Raw genomic sequence first — 19,697 nt, 5'->3', positions numbered from 1 at the left:
TCAGGCCCGGGGGTCCGGCAGCAGCGACCCGTCGCGCTCGAAGTCGGCGATCTGGCGGATGCGGCGCACGTGCCGCTCGTCGCCGGGGAACGGCGTGGCGATGAACAGGTCGATGAACTCGACGACCTCTTCGAAGCTGTGCTGGCGCGCGCCGATCGAGATCACGTTCGCGTCGTTGTGCTCGCGGGCGAGTTCGGCGGTGGAGCGGTTCCACACCAGCGCGGCACGGATGCCCTGCACCTTGTTCGCCGCGATCTGCTCGCCGTTGCCCGAGCCGCCGAAGACGACGCCCAGCGCCTCGACCCCGGCGGACTGGTCGGCGACCACGGCCTGCGCGGCGCGGATGCAGAACCCCGGGTAGTCGTCGAGGGCGTCGTACTCGACCGGTCCGTGGTCGACGACCTCGTGACCGGCACCGCGGAGGTGCTCCTGCAGCCGCGTGGAGAAGTCGAGGCCGGCGTGGTCGGTGGCGATGTGGATGCGCATGGGGACAATCCTATTTCGGCGTTGAGGTCGACGGTCGGGGCGGGCGGGTCAGGGGACGAGTCCCGCGGCGGCGGGTTTGAAACCGGCGCGCACGTTCTCGCAGCACGCGGGGCGGCAGACGTCGTACCAGGGGCCGAGGTCGGTCACATGCGCGCGCTGCCCGGCCGGGCGGCCTTCCAGGCGCTCCTCGATCAAGTCGACGATCCCTGCGACGAACGCCTCGGACACTCCAGGCGTGGGTGTGCGCACGAACCGCAGGCCGGCCTGTTCGGCGGCATCCCTGGCCTCCGTGTCGAGGTCCCAGAGCACCTCCATGTGGTCGCTCATGAAGCCGACCGGCACGACGACGACGGCGCGGCGGCCGCGCTCACCGAGCGCCTCGATGACGTCGCACACGTCCGGCTCGAGCCACGGCTGGGAGGCGGGGCCGGAACGCGACTGGTAGACCAGCTCCCAGGGCACGTCGGACGCCGCCGGCAGCAGACGCGCCACCTCGGCCATGGTCCACGCCGCGACCGCCTCGTGCTGCGCGGCGTAGGCGCCGCCCTCGCCGAAGTCGATGTCGCGGGGCCCGGAGCGCTGCGCGTCGGCGGTCGGGATGCTGTGCGTGGAGAACAGCACCTGCACCTCGCCCGGCGCGATCCCGTCGTCCATCAGCTGCTGCACGGCATCGCGGACGCCGTCCACGAAGGCCTGCACGAAACCGGGGTGGTCGAAGAACGGGCGGATCTTGTCGATGGTGACGACGCCGTCGTACTCGGTGCCGTCCAGGACGCGCGCGAAGTCTTCGCGGTACTGGCGGCAGCTGGAGAACGAGCTGTACGCGCTGGTGGCGAAGGCCAGCAGCGTGGTGTCGCCGTTGCGGGCCGCATCCGCCACGGCGTCCTCCAGGTACGGGTCCCAGTTGCGGTTGCCCCAATACACCGGAAGGTCGATGCCGCGCGCCGCGAGCTGCGCCTCGAGCGCCTGCTTGAGCGCCCTGTTCTGCGCGTTGATCGGACTGACGCCGCCGAAGTGGCGATAGTGGTGGGCGACTTCCTCGAGCCGCTCGTCGGGGATGCCGCGGCCGCGCGTCACGTTGCGCAGGAACGGGATGACGTCGTCCTGGCCCTCGGGTCCGCCGAATCCGGCGAGCAGGATCGCGTCGTAGGCGACGGGCTCCTCGATGTGCGGCGCACCGCCGGCGGCTGCACGGGAGGCGTGGGGAACGGCATCCGATTCGTAGGCACTCACATCGTCCATCCTTCCATCGGTTGTCTATGAACCGGCGTTGAGAAACCGGCTCGCGCGGCGCTCTGGCGTAGGCTGGGAGGGTTGTCGTCGGCGCCAGCAGTGTCGACATGTGGCGACATCCCCTCACCATTGGGAGTGAAAGCTGTGCCTGGAGAAAACCTCACCCGAAGCGAAGCGCAGGAGCGACGCGCCGTCATCGACACCCAGTCCTACGAGGTCGCGCTCGACCTCACCAAGGGCGACGAGGTGTTCGGATCCCGCAGCGTCGTCCGCTTCACCGCCACGCCGGGCAGTTTCACGTTCATCGACCTGATCGCCCGCGACGTCCGCGAGATCACGCTCAACGGAGAGCAGCTGGACCCGTCGGAGGTCTTCAGCGACTCGCGTATCCAGCTGACCGATCTGCAGGCCGAGAACGTGCTGGTCGTCGACGCCGACTGCCTGTACACGAACACCGGCGAGGGTCTGCACCGGTTCGTCGACCCGGTGGACGGCGAGGTGTACCTCTACTCGCAGTTCGAGGTGCCCGACTCGCGTCGCGTGTTCGCGGTGTTCGAGCAGCCCGACCTGAAGGCCACGTTCCAGTTCACGGTGACCGCGCCCGCGGCCTGGAAGGTGGTGTCCAACTCCCCCACTCCCGAGCCGATCGTGCACGACCCGTCGACCGACTCCGGCACGCAGCGGATCGCGACCTGGGGGTTCGAGCCGACCCCGCGGATCTCCTCGTACATCACCGCGCTGATCGCCGGTCCCTACGAGGCGACCTTCTCGGAGCTGACCAGCGCCTCGGGCCGGGTGATCCCGCTCGGGGTGTACGGCCGCAAGAGCCTGTGGCAGCACCTGGACGCCGATTACATCTTCGAGAAGACCCGGCAGGGCTTCGAGTATTTCGAGTCGAAGTTCGGCGTGCCCTACCCGTTCGCCAAGTACGACCAGCTGTTCGTGCCGGAGTTCAACGCCGGGGCGATGGAGAACGCCGGTGCGGTGACGTTCACCGAGACCTACGTGTTCCGCAGCAAGGTGACGGATGCCGTCAAGGAGCGCCGCGTCGTCACGATCCTGCACGAGCTCGCGCACATGTGGTTCGGCGACCTGGTCACCATGAAGTGGTGGAACGACCTGTGGCTGAACGAGTCGTTCGCCGAGTGGGCGTCCACCATAGCCACGGCGGAGGCGACCGAGTGGACCGAGGCGTGGACCACGTTCAACGCCATGGAGAAGACCTGGGCGTACCGTCAGGACCAGCTGCCCTCCACGCACCCGATCGTCGCCGAGATCAACGACCTGCAGGACGTGCTGGTCAACTTCGACGGCATCACGTACGCCAAGGGCGGGTCGGTGCTCAAGCAGCTGGCCGCCTGGGTCGGCATCGACGCATTCTTCGCCGGGGTGTCGAACTACTTCCAGAAGCACGCGTGGGGCAACACCGAGCTCGGCGACCTGCTGGTCGAGCTCGAGGCGGCCAGCGGCCGTGAGCTGTCCACCTGGGCGCGCAAGTGGCTGGAGACCGCCGGGGTCAACACCCTCGCCCCGGTGATCGCCGAGGACGCGCACGGCGACATCACGCGGTTCGCGGTGACGCAGACCGCCCCCGCGGACTACCCGACGATCCGTCCGCACCGGCTCGGCATCGGCTTCTACGATCTGCAGGACGGCGCCCTGGTGCGCACGCACTACGTCGAGGTGGACGTGGACGGCGACCGCACCGAGATCCCCGAGCTGCAGGGTCTGCCCCGCCCCGACATGGTGCTGCTGAACGACAACGACCTCGCCTACGCGAAGATCCGCCTGGACGAGCGCTCCTGGGCCACTGCGATCGCGCACCTGGCCGACATCAGCGACCCGCTCGCGCGCTCGCTGGTGTGGGGCGCGGCGTGGGACCAGACCCGCGACGCGGAGAGCTCCGCGAGCGACTACATCGACCTGGTGCTCGGCAACATCGGGCGCGAGAGCGAGTCCACGACCGTGCGCACCACCCTTGCGCAGCTGCAGCTCGCGGCGCACAGCTACGTGCAGCCGGAGTCGCGGGCTGCCGCCAGAGAGAAGGTGGCGGACGGCCTGTGGGCGCTCGCCCAGCAGGCCGAAGCGGGCAGCGACATCCAACTGCAGCTCGTCACCGCGTTCGCGAACGCCGCGGTGACCTCGGAGCACGCCGGAATCATCGGCCGTCTCCGTTCCGGCGAGGAGACGCTGCCCGGGCTGGAGATCGACGCGGACCTGTCCTGGCAGCTGCTCGTCGGCCTCGCCGCCCTGGGCGCCACGGACGCCTCCGCGATCGATGCCGCGCTCGCCGCCGACAACACCGCGAAGGGTGCCGAGTTCGCCGCTCAGGCCAGGGCCGCACTGCCCACCGCTGAGGCCAAGCAGGCCGCGTGGTCGTCGCTCATCGACAGCGACGAGCTGCCCAACACGATCGTCCGCTCCGCCGCGCTCGGCTTCGTGCACCCCTCCGGCGTGGACGTGCTGGGCGAGTTCGTGCCGAAGTACTTCGACATGCTGCTGCCCATCTGGGAGAACCGCACCTACCAGATCGCGGACTACCTGATCGTGGGGCTGTACCCACGCTCCCTCGCGAACGTGGCGCTGCGCGACGCCACCCGCGCGTGGCTCGCCGCGCACCAGGACGCGCCGCCGGCGCTGCGCCGGCTGGTGCACGAGAACCTGGCCGACGTGGAGCGCGCCCTCGCCGCTCAGGCGAGGGACGCCGACGACTGAGCGTCATCCGATCGGAGGGCCTCTGCGCACAGGCTGCGCAGAGGCCCTCTCGGTAAAATCGACCCGATGCTCCCCTTCGAGAACGAGACCCCCGCGCCGGAGATCACCGACCCCGGATTCTGGGAGCGGGTGCTCGCCGTGCTCATCCAGGTGGGCTGGAACGCGCTGACCATCGCCCTCATCATCGCCGGCTGCGTGCTCGCCGCCCTGGTGCTCCGCGGCGTGATCAACCGGGTGGTGCACCGGATCGTCGACAGCGCCAAGACCAAGGCGAACGTCGACGACACGCAGGCGCTGGAGCGCTCGCCGCTCGCCGACATGCGCCTGGTGCAGCGCACCCGCACTCTCGGCACGATCCTGCAGAACATCGTCAACGTGATGCTCGTCGTGATCGCGGTGATCCTCATCGTCCAGTTCCTGAACAAGGACCTGCTGGGCTCGCTCACCCTGCTCACCGCCGCGGTCGGCGCCGGCCTCGGCTTCGGCGCCCAGAACATCGTCAAGGACGTCCTGAACGGACTCTTCCTGGTGGCCGAGGATCAGATCGGCATCGGCGATGTGGTCGACCTCGGACTGGCATCCGGCGTCGTCGAGTACGTGAGTGTGCGGATCACGCAGGTCCGCGACGTGAACGGCACGCTGTGGTACGTCCGCAACGGCGAGGTCACCCGCATCGGCAACATGTCGCAGGGGTGGGCCCGTGCGATCGTCGACCTGGGGGTTGCGCCGGACGCCGATCTCGAGGTCGTCGAAGCGACCATGCTGGAGACCGCGCAGGCGCTCGCCAAGGACCCGAAGTGGCGCACCCGCATCATCGAGAAGCCGGAGATCTGGGGCCTGGAGTCCGTGGACGGCGACGCACTGGTGGTGCGGGTCGTCATGAAGACCAGGGCCAACGCCATGGACGACGTGTCGCAGGAGCTGCGCCGCCGGCTGCGCACCGCGCTCACCGAGAAGGATGTCGCCGTGCCGAAGATGAACGCCGTTACCCTCACCGGACCCGACGGCGCACGACGCGTGCGCGGTGCCAACCCGCCCCAGACGAAACCCAACGCGGTTACCGGCGTGCCCCGCGTCGCCGACCGCGGGATCTGGCGGCGCAAGAAGACGAACAACGACGAGGGCGGCGCACGATGAGCTTCTACGACGAGGTCGGCGGCTACCCCGCATTCGAGCGCATCGTGTCGGTGTTCTACCGCGAGGTGGCGCTCGACCCGGTGCTGAAGCCGATGTACCCGGAGGACGACCTCGGCCCCGCCGCCGAGCGGCTCACCTGGTTCCTGGCGCAGTACTGGGGCGGACCGTCCACCTACGGAGAGCGCCGCGGGCACCCGCGGCTGCGCATGCGTCACATGCCCTTCCACATCGACCCGGATGCCAGGGATCGTTGGCTTCGTCACATGCGCACCGCCGTCGACGAGGCGCAGTTGTCGCCGCTGCACGAAGCCACGCTGTGGGACTACCTGGAGCGCGCCGCGTATGCCATGGTGAACACGTTCGAGCCGTCCGGCATCGGGCCCGCCCCAGCGGGGCGTCCGACGCTGGAGACGCGCGCCGGTGAAGGAGCCACGGAGACCACATGACGACGACACCCCCGTCCGCTGACGTGCTGGTGATCGGATGGGGGCTGGCGGGGCTCGTCGCCGCAGGTGAGGCGGTCGCGGCCGGGCGCCGCGTGGTGGTCGTCGACCAGGAGCCGCGGCAGAACCTGGGCGGGCAGGCCTGGTGGTCGTTCGGAGGCTTGTTCCTCGTCGATTCGCCCGAGCAGCGCCGGATGGGTATCCGTGACTCGCTGGAGCTGGCCGGCCAGGACTGGTTCGGCAACGCCGGGTTCGACCGGCCGGAGGACGAGTGGCCGCGCCGCTGGGCGCACGCGTACCTGGAGTTCGCGGCCGGCGAGAAGCGCGCCTGGCTGCGGCAGCGCGGCGTGCGCTTCTTCCCTGTGGTGGGCTGGGCCGAGCGCGGCGGCGCCGGCGCGATCGGGCCGGGGAACTCCGTGCCCCGGTTCCACATCACGTGGGGCACCGGTCCGGGCATCGTCGAACCCTTCCTGTCCGCCCTGCTCGCCGCCGAGGCCGATGGCCGCCTCACGGTCCTGCCCCGGCATCGCGTGCGGGAGCTGATCCGCGAGGGCGGCGCGGTGACCGGTGCCCGCGGCGACGTGCTGGTCGACAGCACCGTGCGCCGCGGCGCGCCGAGCCCCGACGAGCAGGTCCGGGATTCGAGATCAGGGCCGCGGCGACGATCGTCGCATCCGGCGGCATCGGCGGCAACCATGAGCTGGTCAGGGCGGCGTGGCCGGTGACGCTCGGGGCTCCGCCGCAGCACATGCTGTCGGGCGTGCCCGCCTACGTCGACGGCTCGATGCTGCAGATCTCCCGCGCGGCGGGCGCGGCGCTGATCAACACCGACCGGATGTGGCACTACGTCGAAGGCATCCAGAACTGGGACCCGGTCTGGCCCGGACACGGCATCCGCATCCTCCCCGGGCCGTCGTCACTGTGGCTGGACGCGACCGGCGCCCGGCTGCCCGTGCCCCTGTACCCGGGGTTCGACACTCTCGGCACCCTCGCGCACCTGCGCACCACGGGGCACGACCACTCCTGGTTCATCACGTCGCTGAAGATCGTCGAGAAGGAGTTCGCGCTGTCCGGGAGCGAGCAGAACCCCGACCTCACCGGCCGGGACATCGCCCTGCTGATCCGCTCACGCCTCGCGAAGGGCCCGACCGGCCCCGTGCGGTCCTTCCTCGACGAGGGTGCCGATTTCGCCGTGGAACACGATCTGGACTCCCTGCTGGACCGGATGAAGCGGATGCCGGGCGGCGAGGTGCTCGACGCGGAGCGCGCGAGACGGGAGGTCGTCGCGCGCGACCGAGAGATCGGCAACGAGTTCACGAAGGACGCCCAGATCGCCATGCTGCGGTCGATGCGGGCATACCGGGGCGATCGGCTCATCCGCACCGCCGCCCCGCACCGGCTGCAGGACCCGGCCGCGGGTCCGCTGGTCGCCGTGCGGTTGCATGTGTTGACCAGGAAGACCCTGGGCGGCATCCACACCGATCTGGACGGCCGCGTGCTGGACGCCGGCGGCGAGACCGTACCAGGGCTGTTCGCGGTGGGCGAGGCCAGCGGGTTCGGCGGCGGCGGCATGCACGGCTACCGGGCGCTGGAGGGCACGTTCCTGGGTGGCTGCCTGTTCTCAGGGCGTGCCGCGGGGCGCGCTGCAGCGCGCTGAGTCCGTCGCGACGTGGTGCGCGTTCAACCTGCGCGTTCAGCCCGCAGAGCTGCCCGTGGTGCGCACCGAGGTGAGCCCGACCGCGGCCGGGCCACGGCTCAGGACGTGTCCGCGCTGGAACGCCAGGCGCGTCCATCGGCCGGACACGGTGACGCGCACCTGCTCGGCCCCGGAGATGAACCCGAACGCGTGCGCCGCGAACGCCACGCCGCGGGGAAGCCCGAGCAGCGCCTCGTCCGGTTCGCCCCAGATGCGGGCGCGCAGGGCGCGGACGGCCTCCTCCCCCGCGCCCGGCGGTGTGCCGTGGGCGACCGCCGAGATGCCCCACTGCGCGCGTTCGGCGATGGTGTGGGCGGGGAGCCCGGCGCGTGGTTCCCATCCGCCGCGCGGGGGTGCGATCCCCGCCCAGGCGGGCGAGCGCCCGACATCGGGCAGGCAGAGCTCATTGCCGGCATCCGTCTCTCCGAGCGAGTCGACGACGATGTCGCAGCGCAGTTCCGGGTCGGCGCGGACGACGCGCAGTGCGAGCACCGTGGGCGTCTGATCGAACAGACCCTGCGGGGCGAGCGGCGCGGCGGTGAGCACCAGCACGCCGTCCGACGCCTGCAGCCGCACGCCCTCGGATGCCGCCTGCGCGGCGCGTCCGGCGAAGGTCAGGACGTCTCGGGCGGTCTGCGCATCGGCGAGGACGAGAGGACGGGTCACCCCTCCTAAACTAGCGTCATGACGCTCGAGGAGAACGCACGCCGGTCGGTCGACAACCTCCTCGAGGTCCTCGACATCGCGGCGTCCGAGGCGCGCACCACCGAGGACATCTTCACCGGCCGCTCGCACCAGATGCCCACCGGCCGGGTGTACGGCGGGCAGGTGCTCGCCCAGTCGCTCCTCGCGGCGGAGCGCACACTGCCGGTGGAGCGCATCGTGCACTCCATGCACGGGTACTTCCTTCGACCCGGCGATGCCTCGGCGGGCATCACGTTCGCGGTGGACCGCATCCACGACGGACGGTCGTTCTCCACGCGGCGGTCGCAGGCGTTCCAGGGCGGGGTGCCGATCTTCTCCATGATCGCCTCCTTCCAGGACGACGACCCCGGGGTCGAGCACCAGGAGCCCGCCCCCGACGGCATCCCGGGGCCCGACGAGGTCGCATCGGACGACGACCTGATCGGTTCGGTGCACCCCGTGACGGGACGGCTGCTGGCGGAGCGTCCCGCCGACATCCGCCACATCGAGGGCCCGCTGTTCCTGGAGGTCGCCGGAGAACGCGTGCACCGTCAAGCCGTGTGGATGCGGATGCGCGCACCCATGCCGGACGACCCGCGACTGCACCGCGCCGCACTGGCCTATCTCAGCGACATGACGATCCAGGAGTCCATCCTCCGCCGGCACGGCGTCACCTGGCAGACGCCGGGCCTGAAGGTCGCCAGCCTGGATCACGCGATGTGGTGGCACCGGTTCGGGCGCGTGGACGAGTGGATGCTGTACGTGCAGGAATCGCCCAACGCGCGCGGTGGCCGCGGGCTGGCGACCGGACGCATCTACGACCGGGACGGCGCGCTGCTGGCGAGCGTCGCGCAGGAGGTCATGGTGCGGGTGCCCGCTCAGGGCTGAGGGTATCCGGCGGGCCGAGTACGTCGGGGGAGGTCGCACCCGGCCCGCCGGAGGTTTCACGCCGAGCCGTCGTCGTTCAGCACCGTCAGCACGCCGCGCGAACGCCGCAGGTTGACGGCGTCGATGGGCTGCAGACGGATGACGAGCTGCTCGTCCGGTTCGGCCGTCGCATCGCCGACGACGGTGAACGTGATCGTGGCGATGGTCTGCCCTGGTGCGAACGTGATCACCGGGGAGTCGGGTCCGGTGACGTCCGTGCCGGTCGCCGTAGACGTCGCGTCGACGACCCACCCGATCGCCAGGGACCCTTCGCCGGAGGAGCGCGTGACGGTCATCGTCACCGTCCTCGTCGTGCCGGAGCGGCCCTCCACGGCCGTCGCGTCGGAGATCCACACCGTCTGCGGGGCGGCGGGCTCCCCCGCGTACGCATCGTCGTCGGTGCGCAGCCGGTACTCGTCGACCGAGGCGACGACCCCGGTGCCGAGTCCGAACAGGCCCTGCCTGCCGTCGGCGAGCGGTGAGTTGAAGGCGAACGAGGCGAGCACCTGCCCGTCCAGCGTGACGGTGACGACGGTGGCCTTCAGGACGACGTTGAGAATGTGCTCCGCCCCCGGCGTGAAGCTGCGGGAGATCGCCCGGTCGATGATGCGCGCACCGCGGGAGACGTGCCCGATCACGATGCGCTGCGCTGCCACGTCGATGGCGACGAACTTGTGGTCGGATGCCGAGTACCAGTCGAACACGAAGCCGGTGAGTCCGAGGGCGCGCAGCCGGCTCTCGAGTTCGACGTAGCTCGTCGGGGCGAAACCGGGGATCGCGGTCTCTCCTGACGGGACGACGCCGATCAGTGAGACGGCTGTTCCGGTGGCATCCGCCGTCCCGGTGTAACGGCCGTCGGCCGTCGTGGTCCACACTCCGGACTGCTCGTCCCGCTGCGTCTGCGGGGTGCCGTCGAAGTACTCGGTGCGATCGACGGTGATGGCGGGGGCGATCACCGTGAGTGCGATGTTGTCGAACCATCCCCGCGCCTGGTCGGAACCGAACCCGGCGAGACCCTTGTTCAGGGCGACCTGACGGCCGTCCAGCATGCGCGGTGCGAACGTGTAGGTCAGCGCGTTCCTGCCGTTGACGGTCACCGTGACGACGAGACCGTTGATCACGACGTCCAGGTGGTAGTAGGTGCCGGCCTTGACGCCGCCGGGTACCGTGCCCTGGGCGAGTGCGGCCCACCCCCACGCGGCCCGGTATCCGATGACGAGCTTGTTCGTCGACTGATCGATCCCGGCGAACTTGAAGTCCATCGGACCGAAGTAGTCGAACACGATATAGGCGTTGGCCTTCCATCCCCCGGTGGGCTTGTCCATCGAGATCTTGGCGGAGAGTTCGTAATAGACGCTCTTGTACGCATCGGAGTACCAGACGGCCACGGCGTCCCCGGTGGAGTCGGCGGCGGTGACCTTCAGCACGCCCTGGTGGACGGAGAACACGCCGGAGTCGGTGGCGAAGCCCTGCATCGTGCCGTCGTTGAAGTCCGACCCGCGCAGGGTGTCACGACGCCCGCCCGGTGTGTTGCCCGCCTGCGGGTCGGTCGGCCCGCCGGTCTGCGTCTGCCAGTGGTGGTGATCGTGCTGGGTGATGAGCCCGAGCTCGCCGTACGGTTCGCCGTTGCGGATCTGCTCCGTGCCCTCGTCGCTCCACCGGGTGAGGTCGACGCCGTGGCTGCGGCTGAGCGCGTACAGGAACTCGGGCAGCTGCGGCTCGACCTGGCGGCTCACTGTGGCGATGCCGAACGGTGCGAACGGGACGATGTAGGAGTTGAACTCCCCGACCCAGTCGATCAGGCGGTCGCCGCCGGTGTTGCCGATCAGGATGTCCAGGCCGGCGCCGCCGAACACACGATCCTGGAAGCTGGAGTTCACGCCGTCGGGGCGGTCGTTCAGCCAGGTGTCACCGGTCTGCGTGCAGGTGCCGTTCGGGGTCGACGTCAGGCAGCCGGAGCGCAGGTCGTCGTCGGCCTGGTGCAGGTCGTTGCCCCAGCCGCCCCACAGGGTGTCCTGTCCGGTGCCGCCGACGATCCAGTCGTTGCCGAGGTCGCCGAAGACCACGTCGTCCCCGTCGGTCGCTTGAGTGCTCGTGCGGGCGATGCACACGCCCTGGTTGTCGACGGCGATGCAGGCGCCGTGGCCGGCGGCATCCACGTAGTGGTCGCCGATGAGGTCTTCGTTGTTGAGGAAGAAGTGGTGCGGGAACAGGGAGCGGTCCGCGCTGCCGGTGCACGTGTGCCCGCTCGGCGACGTCGACGTGCACCGCCAGACGGATCCGGCCCCGTCGAACAGGATGGCGCGGCGCGGGTCGTACTCGTCGTACAGGTAGAACTCGCCCAGGCGCAGCTCGTTGTGGTTGTTCGCGTGCCAGGGGTTCGTGTCGGCGCCGAACCGCAGCACGTCGCCCGGGTTCCACGGGTGGGCGAAGTCGATGTACTCCAGTCCGATCGGGTCACCGTCGGCGTCGAAGTGCTGCGCGAATCCGCCGGAGCCGAACGTCGCCTGGCCGGCACCGATCGCCTCGGCGCCGCTGATCGCGTCGTCGCCGGCGCCGCCGTGAATCCAGTCGCCGCCCCAGCCGCCGAAGATGATGTCGTCGGAGTTGTTGGCGTCGAAGGTCGGCTGGTTGGCCACGTGCTGCTGGCTCTGGTTCGTGTCGGGGCCGAGGTTGTAGACGGTGAGGTCGACGCTCTTGACGAGCGCGTTCGGGACGTTGATCCGCGCCGTCTGCACCTGGCCGGGCGTGTAGATGAACTCGTTCAGCACGTCGCCCTGGCTGGTCCTGGTGTCGGGGTCGATCGTGCGGAGCTTGCGGACGCCGTACAGCGGTTCGGCGAACTCGGTGCACACGGCGGTGGAGGCGACCGAGCAGCCGGTGTTTCGGCTGGTGAAGATCCGGCCGTCGTCGCCGAGGATGCCGTCGGCACCGGTGCCGCCGGAGATCCAGTCGTTGCCCCAGCCGCCGATGAGGTCGTCGTTCTGCGCGTCGCCGAAGAGCACGTCGTGGTCGCCGCCGCCGTACACGGTGTCGTCGCCCGTCTCGCCGTGCACCTCGTCGCGCCCGCCGATCTGGGTGGTCTTCCAGGCGCCGCTCGCGGTGTCGAGCACGGCCGAGCAGGTCGGCTGCGTGGTGGAGCCGTGGCAGTCGGCACCGATGCCGAGGCCGAAGTTCTCGGGCTGGTAGTCGGGTCCGCCGACGGTGTAGTCGAGCAGGTGCACGCCGCGGACGATGAGGCGCTGGGCGCCGGCCGCCGCCCCGCCGAGCGAGTCGTAGACGAAGGTCACGTAGTTCGGGCCGGTCGCGGGGGCGACGCCGAGGCCGCCGATATTGGCGTTGCCGTTGACGTCGGTGTGCGCCGTGCCGACGATGCGGACGATGCGGCCGTTGTCGCCGACGACGGTGTCGGAGTCGCGGGCATCCATGTCGTTCGCCTGCGTGGCATCCGCCAGCGAGCCGCCGGTGACGGGGGTGCTGGCGAGGGTGCCGTTGCCGGTGGTCTGGTCGTTGATGCCGACGCGGGTGCCTGCGCCGCCGAAGATGATGTCGGCACCGCGGTCGTGACCCGGCAGGTAGGCGCCGGTCGGCGACGGCAGCCCGTCCGGGCGCTTGTCGGGGGTGTCCAGGCTGAAGAAGTCGCTCGAGCCTCCGACGAGGTCGTCCTGGCCGAGGCCGCCGAAGATCACGTCGTTGCCGGCGTTGCCCTCGAGGTAGTCCTGCCCGTCGGGCGCGGCCTCGATCGCCGGGACGACGACGAGCGCGCCGGTGTAGTCGCAGACCATGGCGCCGGCGGGCCCGACGCAGCCGAGCGGGGTGCGCGAGGCGCCGACGTGGATGGCGGCGCTGTGGTCGTCGATCCAGCGGCGGAACGCCCGGTCGATGTCGCCGTCGCCCTGCATTACGTCGTCCCCGAGCTGGCCGAACAGCAGGTCGTGCGCCTGTCCACCCGCAAGATAGTCGTTGCCCCAGGTACTGCCCCACTTCGTTCCGGCGTCGGAGGCGAAGTCGTGGAACAGGTCGAAGACGTCGTACTCCGCCCACCACGGTGCCTCGTCGGGGTCGCGGTACGGCCGGGGGATGCCGTCGACGAGCAGGTTCCCGGAGGTGTTCTCCGTCGGCACCGGCGCACCGTTGCACAGGTTCGACGCGGTGAGGATGTCGCTGCGGCTGTACAGCAGCGTGCCGCAGAGCGTCTGGAACCGGCCGCTGGTCCAGTCGCCGGGTGTGCGGACGAAGGTCACGGCGTCGCCGAACAGCAGGTCGTCGGCTTCGTCGCCGTCGATCATGTCGTTGCCCGCGCCGCCGATGAGCACGTCGCGGCCGAGTCCTCCGAAGACGATGTCACCGGCGCCCTTGTCGAGGTTGACGCTGCGGATCGCGATGACCGTCGACAGCACGGTGGTCTGGATCTTCTGCGGACGCTGGTCGGGCTCGTTCGGGTCCGCGACGTTCTGGTCGACGGCGCCATGGTCTCCGAAGACGATGTCGTCGTAGACGCTTTCCGGCTGCGCGCCGGCATTGACGGTGAACGAGCCGAGGCCGAGGCCCGGCGCCCCCTCCCCGAAGATAAGATCTTGGCCGGCGACCAGCAGGTCGTCGACGATGCCGGCGACGCCGCCCACCACGGGCGTCAGCGTCGTGCCGTTCGGGATGAACCCGGCGCCGGTGACGGTCGGACGCGGGCTGCGGTTGATCGTGGCGATCTCGAGCGCGCGGGTCAGCACGTCGACGTTGACGCCCGAGTCGCCGTAGATGTGGTCCACTCCGCGCACGCCCCGGATCTCGTCGTCGCCGGATCCGCCGGTGAGGTGGTCGCCCGCCTGGCTACCGATGATCAGGTCGTCGCCGAGCCCGCCGTAGGCGGTGACCCCGACCGCCGGGAGGTGCGCCGGTGCGACGTCCGCGAACAGGCCCGATGCGTCGATGATGTCGTTTCCGCTGTGATCGAACGGGTTCGCGAGCCCGAACACCCACTCGTCGTCCTCGTTCTGGCCGTCGGGGATGTGCGTGAACGGATCGAACGGCTTCGGACCGAACTCCATGCCGATGTTGTCGCCGGGGGTGCCCGAGTACCAGACGCCGTCCTGCGTGGTGTCGCCGTAGACCACGAGCGGCGAGCCTGGACCGGCGGTGTGGATCTGATCGCACGGCACGGGGTCGTCCTCGACGCCGTCGCCGTCGGCGTCGATACGGAACAGCAGCGCCGAGCGGTTGCACACGGTGAGGACGTCGCCGCCGATCATGATGCCGTCGGACGCGCGGTACTCGTCCCAGGCGGTGACGGTCATGGTCACGGTGTGCCACACGGCCACGCCCGCCGCGTTCAGGTGCATGCTCGGCGCCCAGGCGGTGTTCGCGAAGGTCATCACGCTGCCGGCGAGGGCGGAGATCGTGAACGGGCCCGCGAAGGCGCTGATGCGCACCTGCATGCCCACCTTGAAGCCGGCTGCCGCCCAGCTGGCGCCGTCGGTGCGGGTGAGGCTCGAGGTGCGCACCTGCACGGGGGTGGTCACCTCGATCTTCACAGGAACGGAGACGCGGACGTCGGTGGTCGACGTGCCGGCGGGCAGGGCGCCGGATGCTCCGGGCAGCGGGCCGCTGAGGATCATGATCGAGCCCATGCCGCAGCCCGGGAACGGGTCGGCGTACGGGCACTGCGCGAACGGCAGGTCCTGGAAGCCGAGGATCATCCGGGTGAAGCTCTCCCCCACGAGCTGCACGTGCTGGAAGGCGCGCAGGTACGGGTCGCCGGCCACGTAGCCACTGCCCGGCAGCAGGCCGTTGAACGCCCAATTCAGCCCGTCCAGCCGGGTGAGCACGAGACCCGCGCCCGGGAATGCGGCCAGCTGCGCCGCGGTGGGTGCGGTGCGCTGCATCTCGAACACGGTGCGGATCGGCGTGTTGCCGCCGCCGTGCACCGCGGTGAGTCCGCCGTGCGGGCCGGGGACGAAGACGGTGCGCGGCGTGGATGCACTGGAGGGCAGGACATCGCCGCGGTCGAGGGTGAGCGTCCGCTCGTCGGCGGAGATGCCGACCAACCGCCACTGCCCCGTGATGTTCGCGATCCGAACCAGCTGGCCGACGACGAAGCCGTCCGCGATCCAGCTGCCCGAGGAGCGGGTGACCGTGCCTCCGGCCGCGCCGCCGGCGATCGTGACCGGGATGGTGATGGTGACCGGCACGTCCTGCGCGATGACGGTGCGCAGGGCCGTCCCGACCGCCGCTGCGCCGGAGAGCAGCCGCAGGTACATGACGGTGTTGTCGGTGGTGTCGTCCGGGTCATCGTCCCCGAAGCCGACGACCCGGAACGTGCCGCTCATGCCGCTGATGGTCACCGGCTGGCCGATCAGGAAGCCCTGGGCCTTCCAGTCGAACGGTGCGGAGCGCGACAGCCGGTGCGTTGAGCCGAACTGGTCCGCGGACGTCGCGAGCGTGACGGTGCCGGTGAGCTTGACGGGCGCGTCGGGCTGCAGAGTGCCCTGGATGTCGAGCCGGTCGTTGCCGGAGCCGAGGAACAGGTTCAGCACCTCGATCGTGCTCTTCCCGCCGTCGGTGGCGTACTCGCCGTCCACCACCGACACGGATCCGAAGCTGATGCCGCCCGGGAAGATCTGCGGCTCACCGAACGTCTCGTCCTGGCTGCCGCCGTATGCGGCGCCGAAGTCGAGGTCCTTCGCCATGCCGAGGCCGCGCAGGGTCGTCGAGGTCATCGCGCCCCAGTTGTGCGCCACGCTGCCGTCGCCGTAGATGTTCAGCACGTCGATCTGCTTGGACTCGGGTGCCTGCGTCGCGATGGCGAACAGCGGGCCGTCCTGCTCTCCCGGCAGCTTCAGCCCGAGCTCCAGCGAGCGGTCGGCGCCGGTGACGCCGCCCTCCACCGCGAGCGGGCCGCGCAAGCGGCTCAGCAGGTGCTGCGAGGCCGGGAAGTTCTTGACGCCCTGGCGGACGATCGGCTGGTAGTAGCCGAGGTCGGCCTCGAGTTCCACGAGCTTGTCGGCCGACCAGTCTGCGGCGGTGAAGACGGCCTGGGCCGCGATGCGGACGACGGCGAACGTACTGCCAGTCAATGCGGCGAAGTCGTCGTAGGAGACGGGGCGGAACTCGAGCTGCTGGTCGTGCGCGGCGTTCGTGCCCCGGATGTTCTGGATCTTCGCGCGGACGCAGTTGCCGAATGCGTCGCAGATCTGCACCCACTGGCCCTCCAGGAAGCCGTCGGCGAGCCAGCCGCCTCCTGCGCGGGTCAGGCGGTAGTGGCTCAGCCCGTCGTCGCCGGTCGCAGTGCCCAGCGCAGCCTGGCCGTCCCAGATGCCGCGCCGGGTGAGGACGTTGATGGAGGTGTCTTGAACGCTCACGCCGGAGCATCCGCTCAGCGCCGTCGTGACCGTGAACGACTTCCCGTTCGCGGCCACCGTCGCGACGGTGTACGTGCCGGTGCAGGCTGCGAACCGGACCCGCATGCCGGGCGTGAGCCCCTCGTCGAGGAAGCTGCCGGTGTCGCTGCCGTTCGCCCTGGTGACGGTGGACCCGGCGAAGTGCAGGTTGCCGAGGAAGAGGCGCGAGGGGATGTCGCCGCCGATCTCCACGTAGTCGACCGGGCTGACCGCGGTGCCGCCGATCGAGACCACGTCGACGAGTCCGTCGGGGGTGATGATGACCCGCACGGTGCCGGTGGGCGCCGTGGTGAGGCGCATCCAATAGCCGTCCCTGAGCCCGGGGATCGAGCAGCCGGCGTCGCCGCACTGGATCACCACGGTGTCGGTGCCGGTCGGGATCGTGACGACCTGTGCCGTCTCGTCGTCGTACACGAGCACGTCGGTGCGCTGGGCGCCCGAGCGCAGGTTCGGGAATCGGTAGGCGGGGGTCGCGAACTCCTGACCCCAGGTGATCACCGCGGTCGTCGGGTCGCCCGGCTCCGGGTTGTTGCGCGCCTGCAGGATCAGCCGCACCGGGACGTTCCAGTTCGTGCTGTCGAAGGTGAGGAGGTAGTAGGTGCCGAGCACCGGGTCGACGATCTTCGTCCAGCGCGAGCCGAGGCCCGGGTCGAGGATCTGCAGGATGCGCTGCGAGTCGGCGTCCATCGTGATCTTCACAGTGACGGCGAGTGCGCCGGGGTCCTTCGCCAGCTGGACGAGGACCTCGTCGAGGCGCTGGTGGGCCGGCGCCCCTTCGATCACGATGCCCCGGTCGTCGAGGACGCAGTTGGCGGTGTTCGCGCTGCAGGCCGCGGACGGCTCGACGTGCGTGACGTACACGCCGGGCGTGTCGTTGTCGTAGACGCGGACGTTGACCTGGCGAACGGCGGCGCCGTGGAACTCGGCGTCCACGATCGGGTCGGCGGCGATCACGGAGTGCTGGACGACGACCGTGCGGTCGCCCTCGGAGCGCGTGTCGTCGAAGGCGCGGACGTAGACGCGCTGCGGGGTGTTCCAGTTGCCGGCGGTGAAGGCCAGGACCACCGCGCGGCCGGCCTCGTCTACGAGGACGCCGTTTCGGAGGTAGTGCCGCTGGAAGTCGCCGATGCCGTTGCACTGGTCGCCGTACGGGAAGGTGTCGACGCACAGCCAGATCGTGTCGGCCGCGCCGTCCGTGAGCCCGAACCCGGTCGGGTTGGCGAAGGTGTCGCGTGCTTCCTCGTCGGGCGACAGCGCGGCGGACACCGTGACGTACACGGTGGCGGTGGGCGCGTGGCTGAGCTCGACGGTGTAGTGATCGCGCTCGGTGATCGGCCCGCTCGTGGTGCCCTCGCGGACGCTGGTGGACGTGCCCTGCTCCTTGATCACGACGACACCGGACTCGGGGGTGGCCAGGTTGTAGGGCACGCCGTCGACGACGATGCCGTCGTAGCGCGGGTCATCGGACAGCACGATGTGGTCGACCGCACCGGAGATGCCCTCGAGCTCTCGGGTGACGATGTCGGCGGTGACGTCGCCCGCCACCGAGATCTGATCGGAGCCGAGCCCGCCGATGATGCGGTAGGCGACGCCGAACGCGGTGGACAGGACGAAGAACTGGTCGTCGCCCTCGAGGCCGTCGACCTCGATGACCTCGACCGTCGTGTACTTGACGTTCAGGCCCGCTCCGTAGATCGCCCGGTCGGTGATCACGAAGTCGTCGGCGAACTCGGTGCCGAGCACGACGAGTTTGTCGAACCCGGTTCCGCCGTCCACGTTGACGGGAGCGTTGACGTTGTACTGGACCTCGTCCTCGCCACCGCCGGCACGGATGTCGAGCGGCCGGTTCGTGGAGAAGCCGAGGCCGATCACGGGCACCGCAACGCCGTTGGCGTCGAGCGGGATGACGTCGTCCTGCCACATTGTGTGGTCGAGGTCGACGTTGCTGCCCGAGGCATGGTGGTAGGTGATGTGCGCGTCGGCGTTGTTGCAGACGTTGTCGCCGTTGTTGTCGTACCGCACGTAGCCGCCTGCCAGGACGCACTGTCCGTCGTCGGCGCCGTCCGCGGCATCCTGCGGGAACACGCCGCCTGCGGGACGGTAGTCGACGTCGGAGAGTCCGCAGCCGGCGATGCTGTCGGCGTTCGTGTCGCAGACGGCGGCGATCGCGAAGGCCCGCACGATGAACAGGTCGTTGTCGTCGTCGCCGTTGAGCTGGATCTCGGCCTGGTTCGAGTACACGACGAACCGATCGTTGCCGGTGCCGCCGGTGGCGAGCAGGGGGGCGTGCGCACCGGGGCTCAGCCAGCCGCGCGTCGTGGGGACGAGCGACGGGAACGTGTCGGCGGTGAGCAGGCCGCCGCCGTCGGGAGCGGCCTGGCTGTCGCGCTGCGTCCCGAAGATCTGGCCGATCTGGAAGGCGTCGTTGCCTGCACCGCCGTCGAGGGTCATCGTGGCCTGGGTGTCGTCGACGTAGAAGGCGTCGTTGCCGCCCATGCCGAACACCGTGATGCGCCCGTTGAGCGCGCGGTCGTAGTTGATCCGCTGCACCATCGCGCTCGGTTCGTTGCCCTGGATGCGATCGCGGTAGAGGCCGATGCCGCCGTCCGGGTTGCCGTTGCCTGCGAGCAGGGCGATGAAGGCGGGGTGGTCGGCCTGTTCGGTCGGCGTGGCGCAGGTCGCCGGGACACCGGCGTTGAGCGCGAACGGCGACTGGTTGTCGATGCAGGTCAGCGCGCGCAGCAGCCAGATGTCGTCCGTGGCACCGTTCGCGCCGTTGTATCCGGCGGCGGCGTTGTCGTAGCCGAACACGTCCAGTTCGTCGACGCCGTCGCCGGCGGGGCCGGTGTCGAGGACGTTGATGACGTAGTTGCGGGTGCTGCCGTGACTGCCGTTCGTGTACACCGCGTAGTGATCGGTCTCGCCCTGCCCGTCAAGGGTGAGCGTGTGGCCAGCACCGACCCCGGACTGCAGCCCGGTCGG

General features: G+C 70.1%; 8 protein-coding genes and 1 pseudogene (1 of these 9 running past the window's edge). 5 read left to right on the top strand and 4 right to left on the bottom strand.

The annotated features are described in order from the left end of the window. Together RIF65_RS03705 and RIF65_RS03700 are read right to left on the bottom strand one after the other, a co-directional pair. Nucleotides 1–486 (bottom strand): ribose-5-phosphate isomerase, encoded by a 486-nt coding sequence (locus tag RIF65_RS03705; RefSeq protein WP_309064377.1) that lies wholly within the window; start codon nt 484–486, stop codon nt 1–3. Between the two features lie 48 nt (nt 487–534). Further along, nucleotides 535–1,728 (bottom strand): ferrochelatase, encoded by a 1,194-nt coding sequence (locus tag RIF65_RS03700; protein ID WP_309082487.1) that lies wholly within the window; start codon nt 1,726–1,728, stop codon nt 535–537. Nucleotides 1,729–1,863: 135 nt separating this feature from the next. On the opposite strand from RIF65_RS03700, the gene pepN reads away from it, so the two are divergent. The 4 genes and pseudogenes from pepN (at nt 1,864) to RIF65_RS03680 (ending at nt 7,671) form a co-directional block, all read left to right on the top strand. Continuing rightward, nucleotides 1,864–4,434 (top strand): aminopeptidase N, encoded by a 2,571-nt coding sequence (gene pepN / locus RIF65_RS03695; protein ID WP_309064379.1) that lies wholly within the window; start codon nt 1,864–1,866, stop codon nt 4,432–4,434. A 66-nt stretch (nt 4,435–4,500) separates the two neighbouring features. Then, on the top strand, nt 4,501–5,571 hold the full coding sequence (locus tag RIF65_RS03690; RefSeq protein ID WP_309064380.1) for a mechanosensitive ion channel family protein: 1,071 nt from the start codon (nt 4,501–4,503) through the stop codon (nt 5,569–5,571). Beyond that, complete coding sequence (locus RIF65_RS03685) at nt 5,568–6,017, top strand: globin (protein ID WP_309064381.1); 450 nt, start codon at nt 5,568–5,570, stop codon at nt 6,015–6,017. Before RIF65_RS03690 ends, RIF65_RS03685 begins: the two co-directional genes overlap by 4 nt. Beyond that, nucleotides 6,014–7,671, top strand: a pseudogene (locus RIF65_RS03680) (FAD-binding dehydrogenase). The gene RIF65_RS03685 and the pseudogene RIF65_RS03680 overlap by 4 nt, the downstream one beginning before the upstream one ends. 36 nt (nt 7,672–7,707) lie before the next feature. Here the strand turns inward: RIF65_RS03680 and RIF65_RS03675 are convergent. Continuing rightward, nucleotides 7,708–8,376, bottom strand: coding sequence for a hypothetical protein (locus RIF65_RS03675; protein ID WP_309064382.1), 669 nt, complete (start codon nt 8,374–8,376; stop codon nt 7,708–7,710). A gap of 18 nt (nt 8,377–8,394) precedes the next feature. On the opposite strand from RIF65_RS03675, the gene RIF65_RS03670 reads away from it, so the two are divergent. Next, nucleotides 8,395–9,282 carry an acyl-CoA thioesterase gene (locus tag RIF65_RS03670; RefSeq protein ID WP_309064383.1) on the top strand — a complete coding sequence of 296 codons (888 nt, stop codon included), beginning with the start codon at nt 8,395–8,397 and terminating at the stop codon, nt 9,280–9,282. A gap of 56 nt (nt 9,283–9,338) precedes the next feature. Here the strand turns inward: RIF65_RS03670 and RIF65_RS03665 are convergent, their stop codons facing one another. Continuing rightward, nucleotides 9,339–19,697, bottom strand: the 3' end of a protein-coding gene (locus RIF65_RS03665; protein WP_309064384.1) for a hypothetical protein. The gene runs 21,396 nt beyond the window's last position; 10,359 of the gene's 31,755 nt are visible here — the last part of the coding sequence; the start codon falls outside the window, past its right edge; it ends in the stop codon at nt 9,339–9,341.

The sequence above is a fragment of the Microbacterium sp. genome, from assembly GCF_031180975.1.
GTDB lineage: Bacteria > Actinomycetota > Actinomycetes > Actinomycetales > Microbacteriaceae > Microbacterium.
Note: the sequence above shows the minus strand (reverse complement) of the source record. Positions and strands in the feature narration are given on the sequence as shown.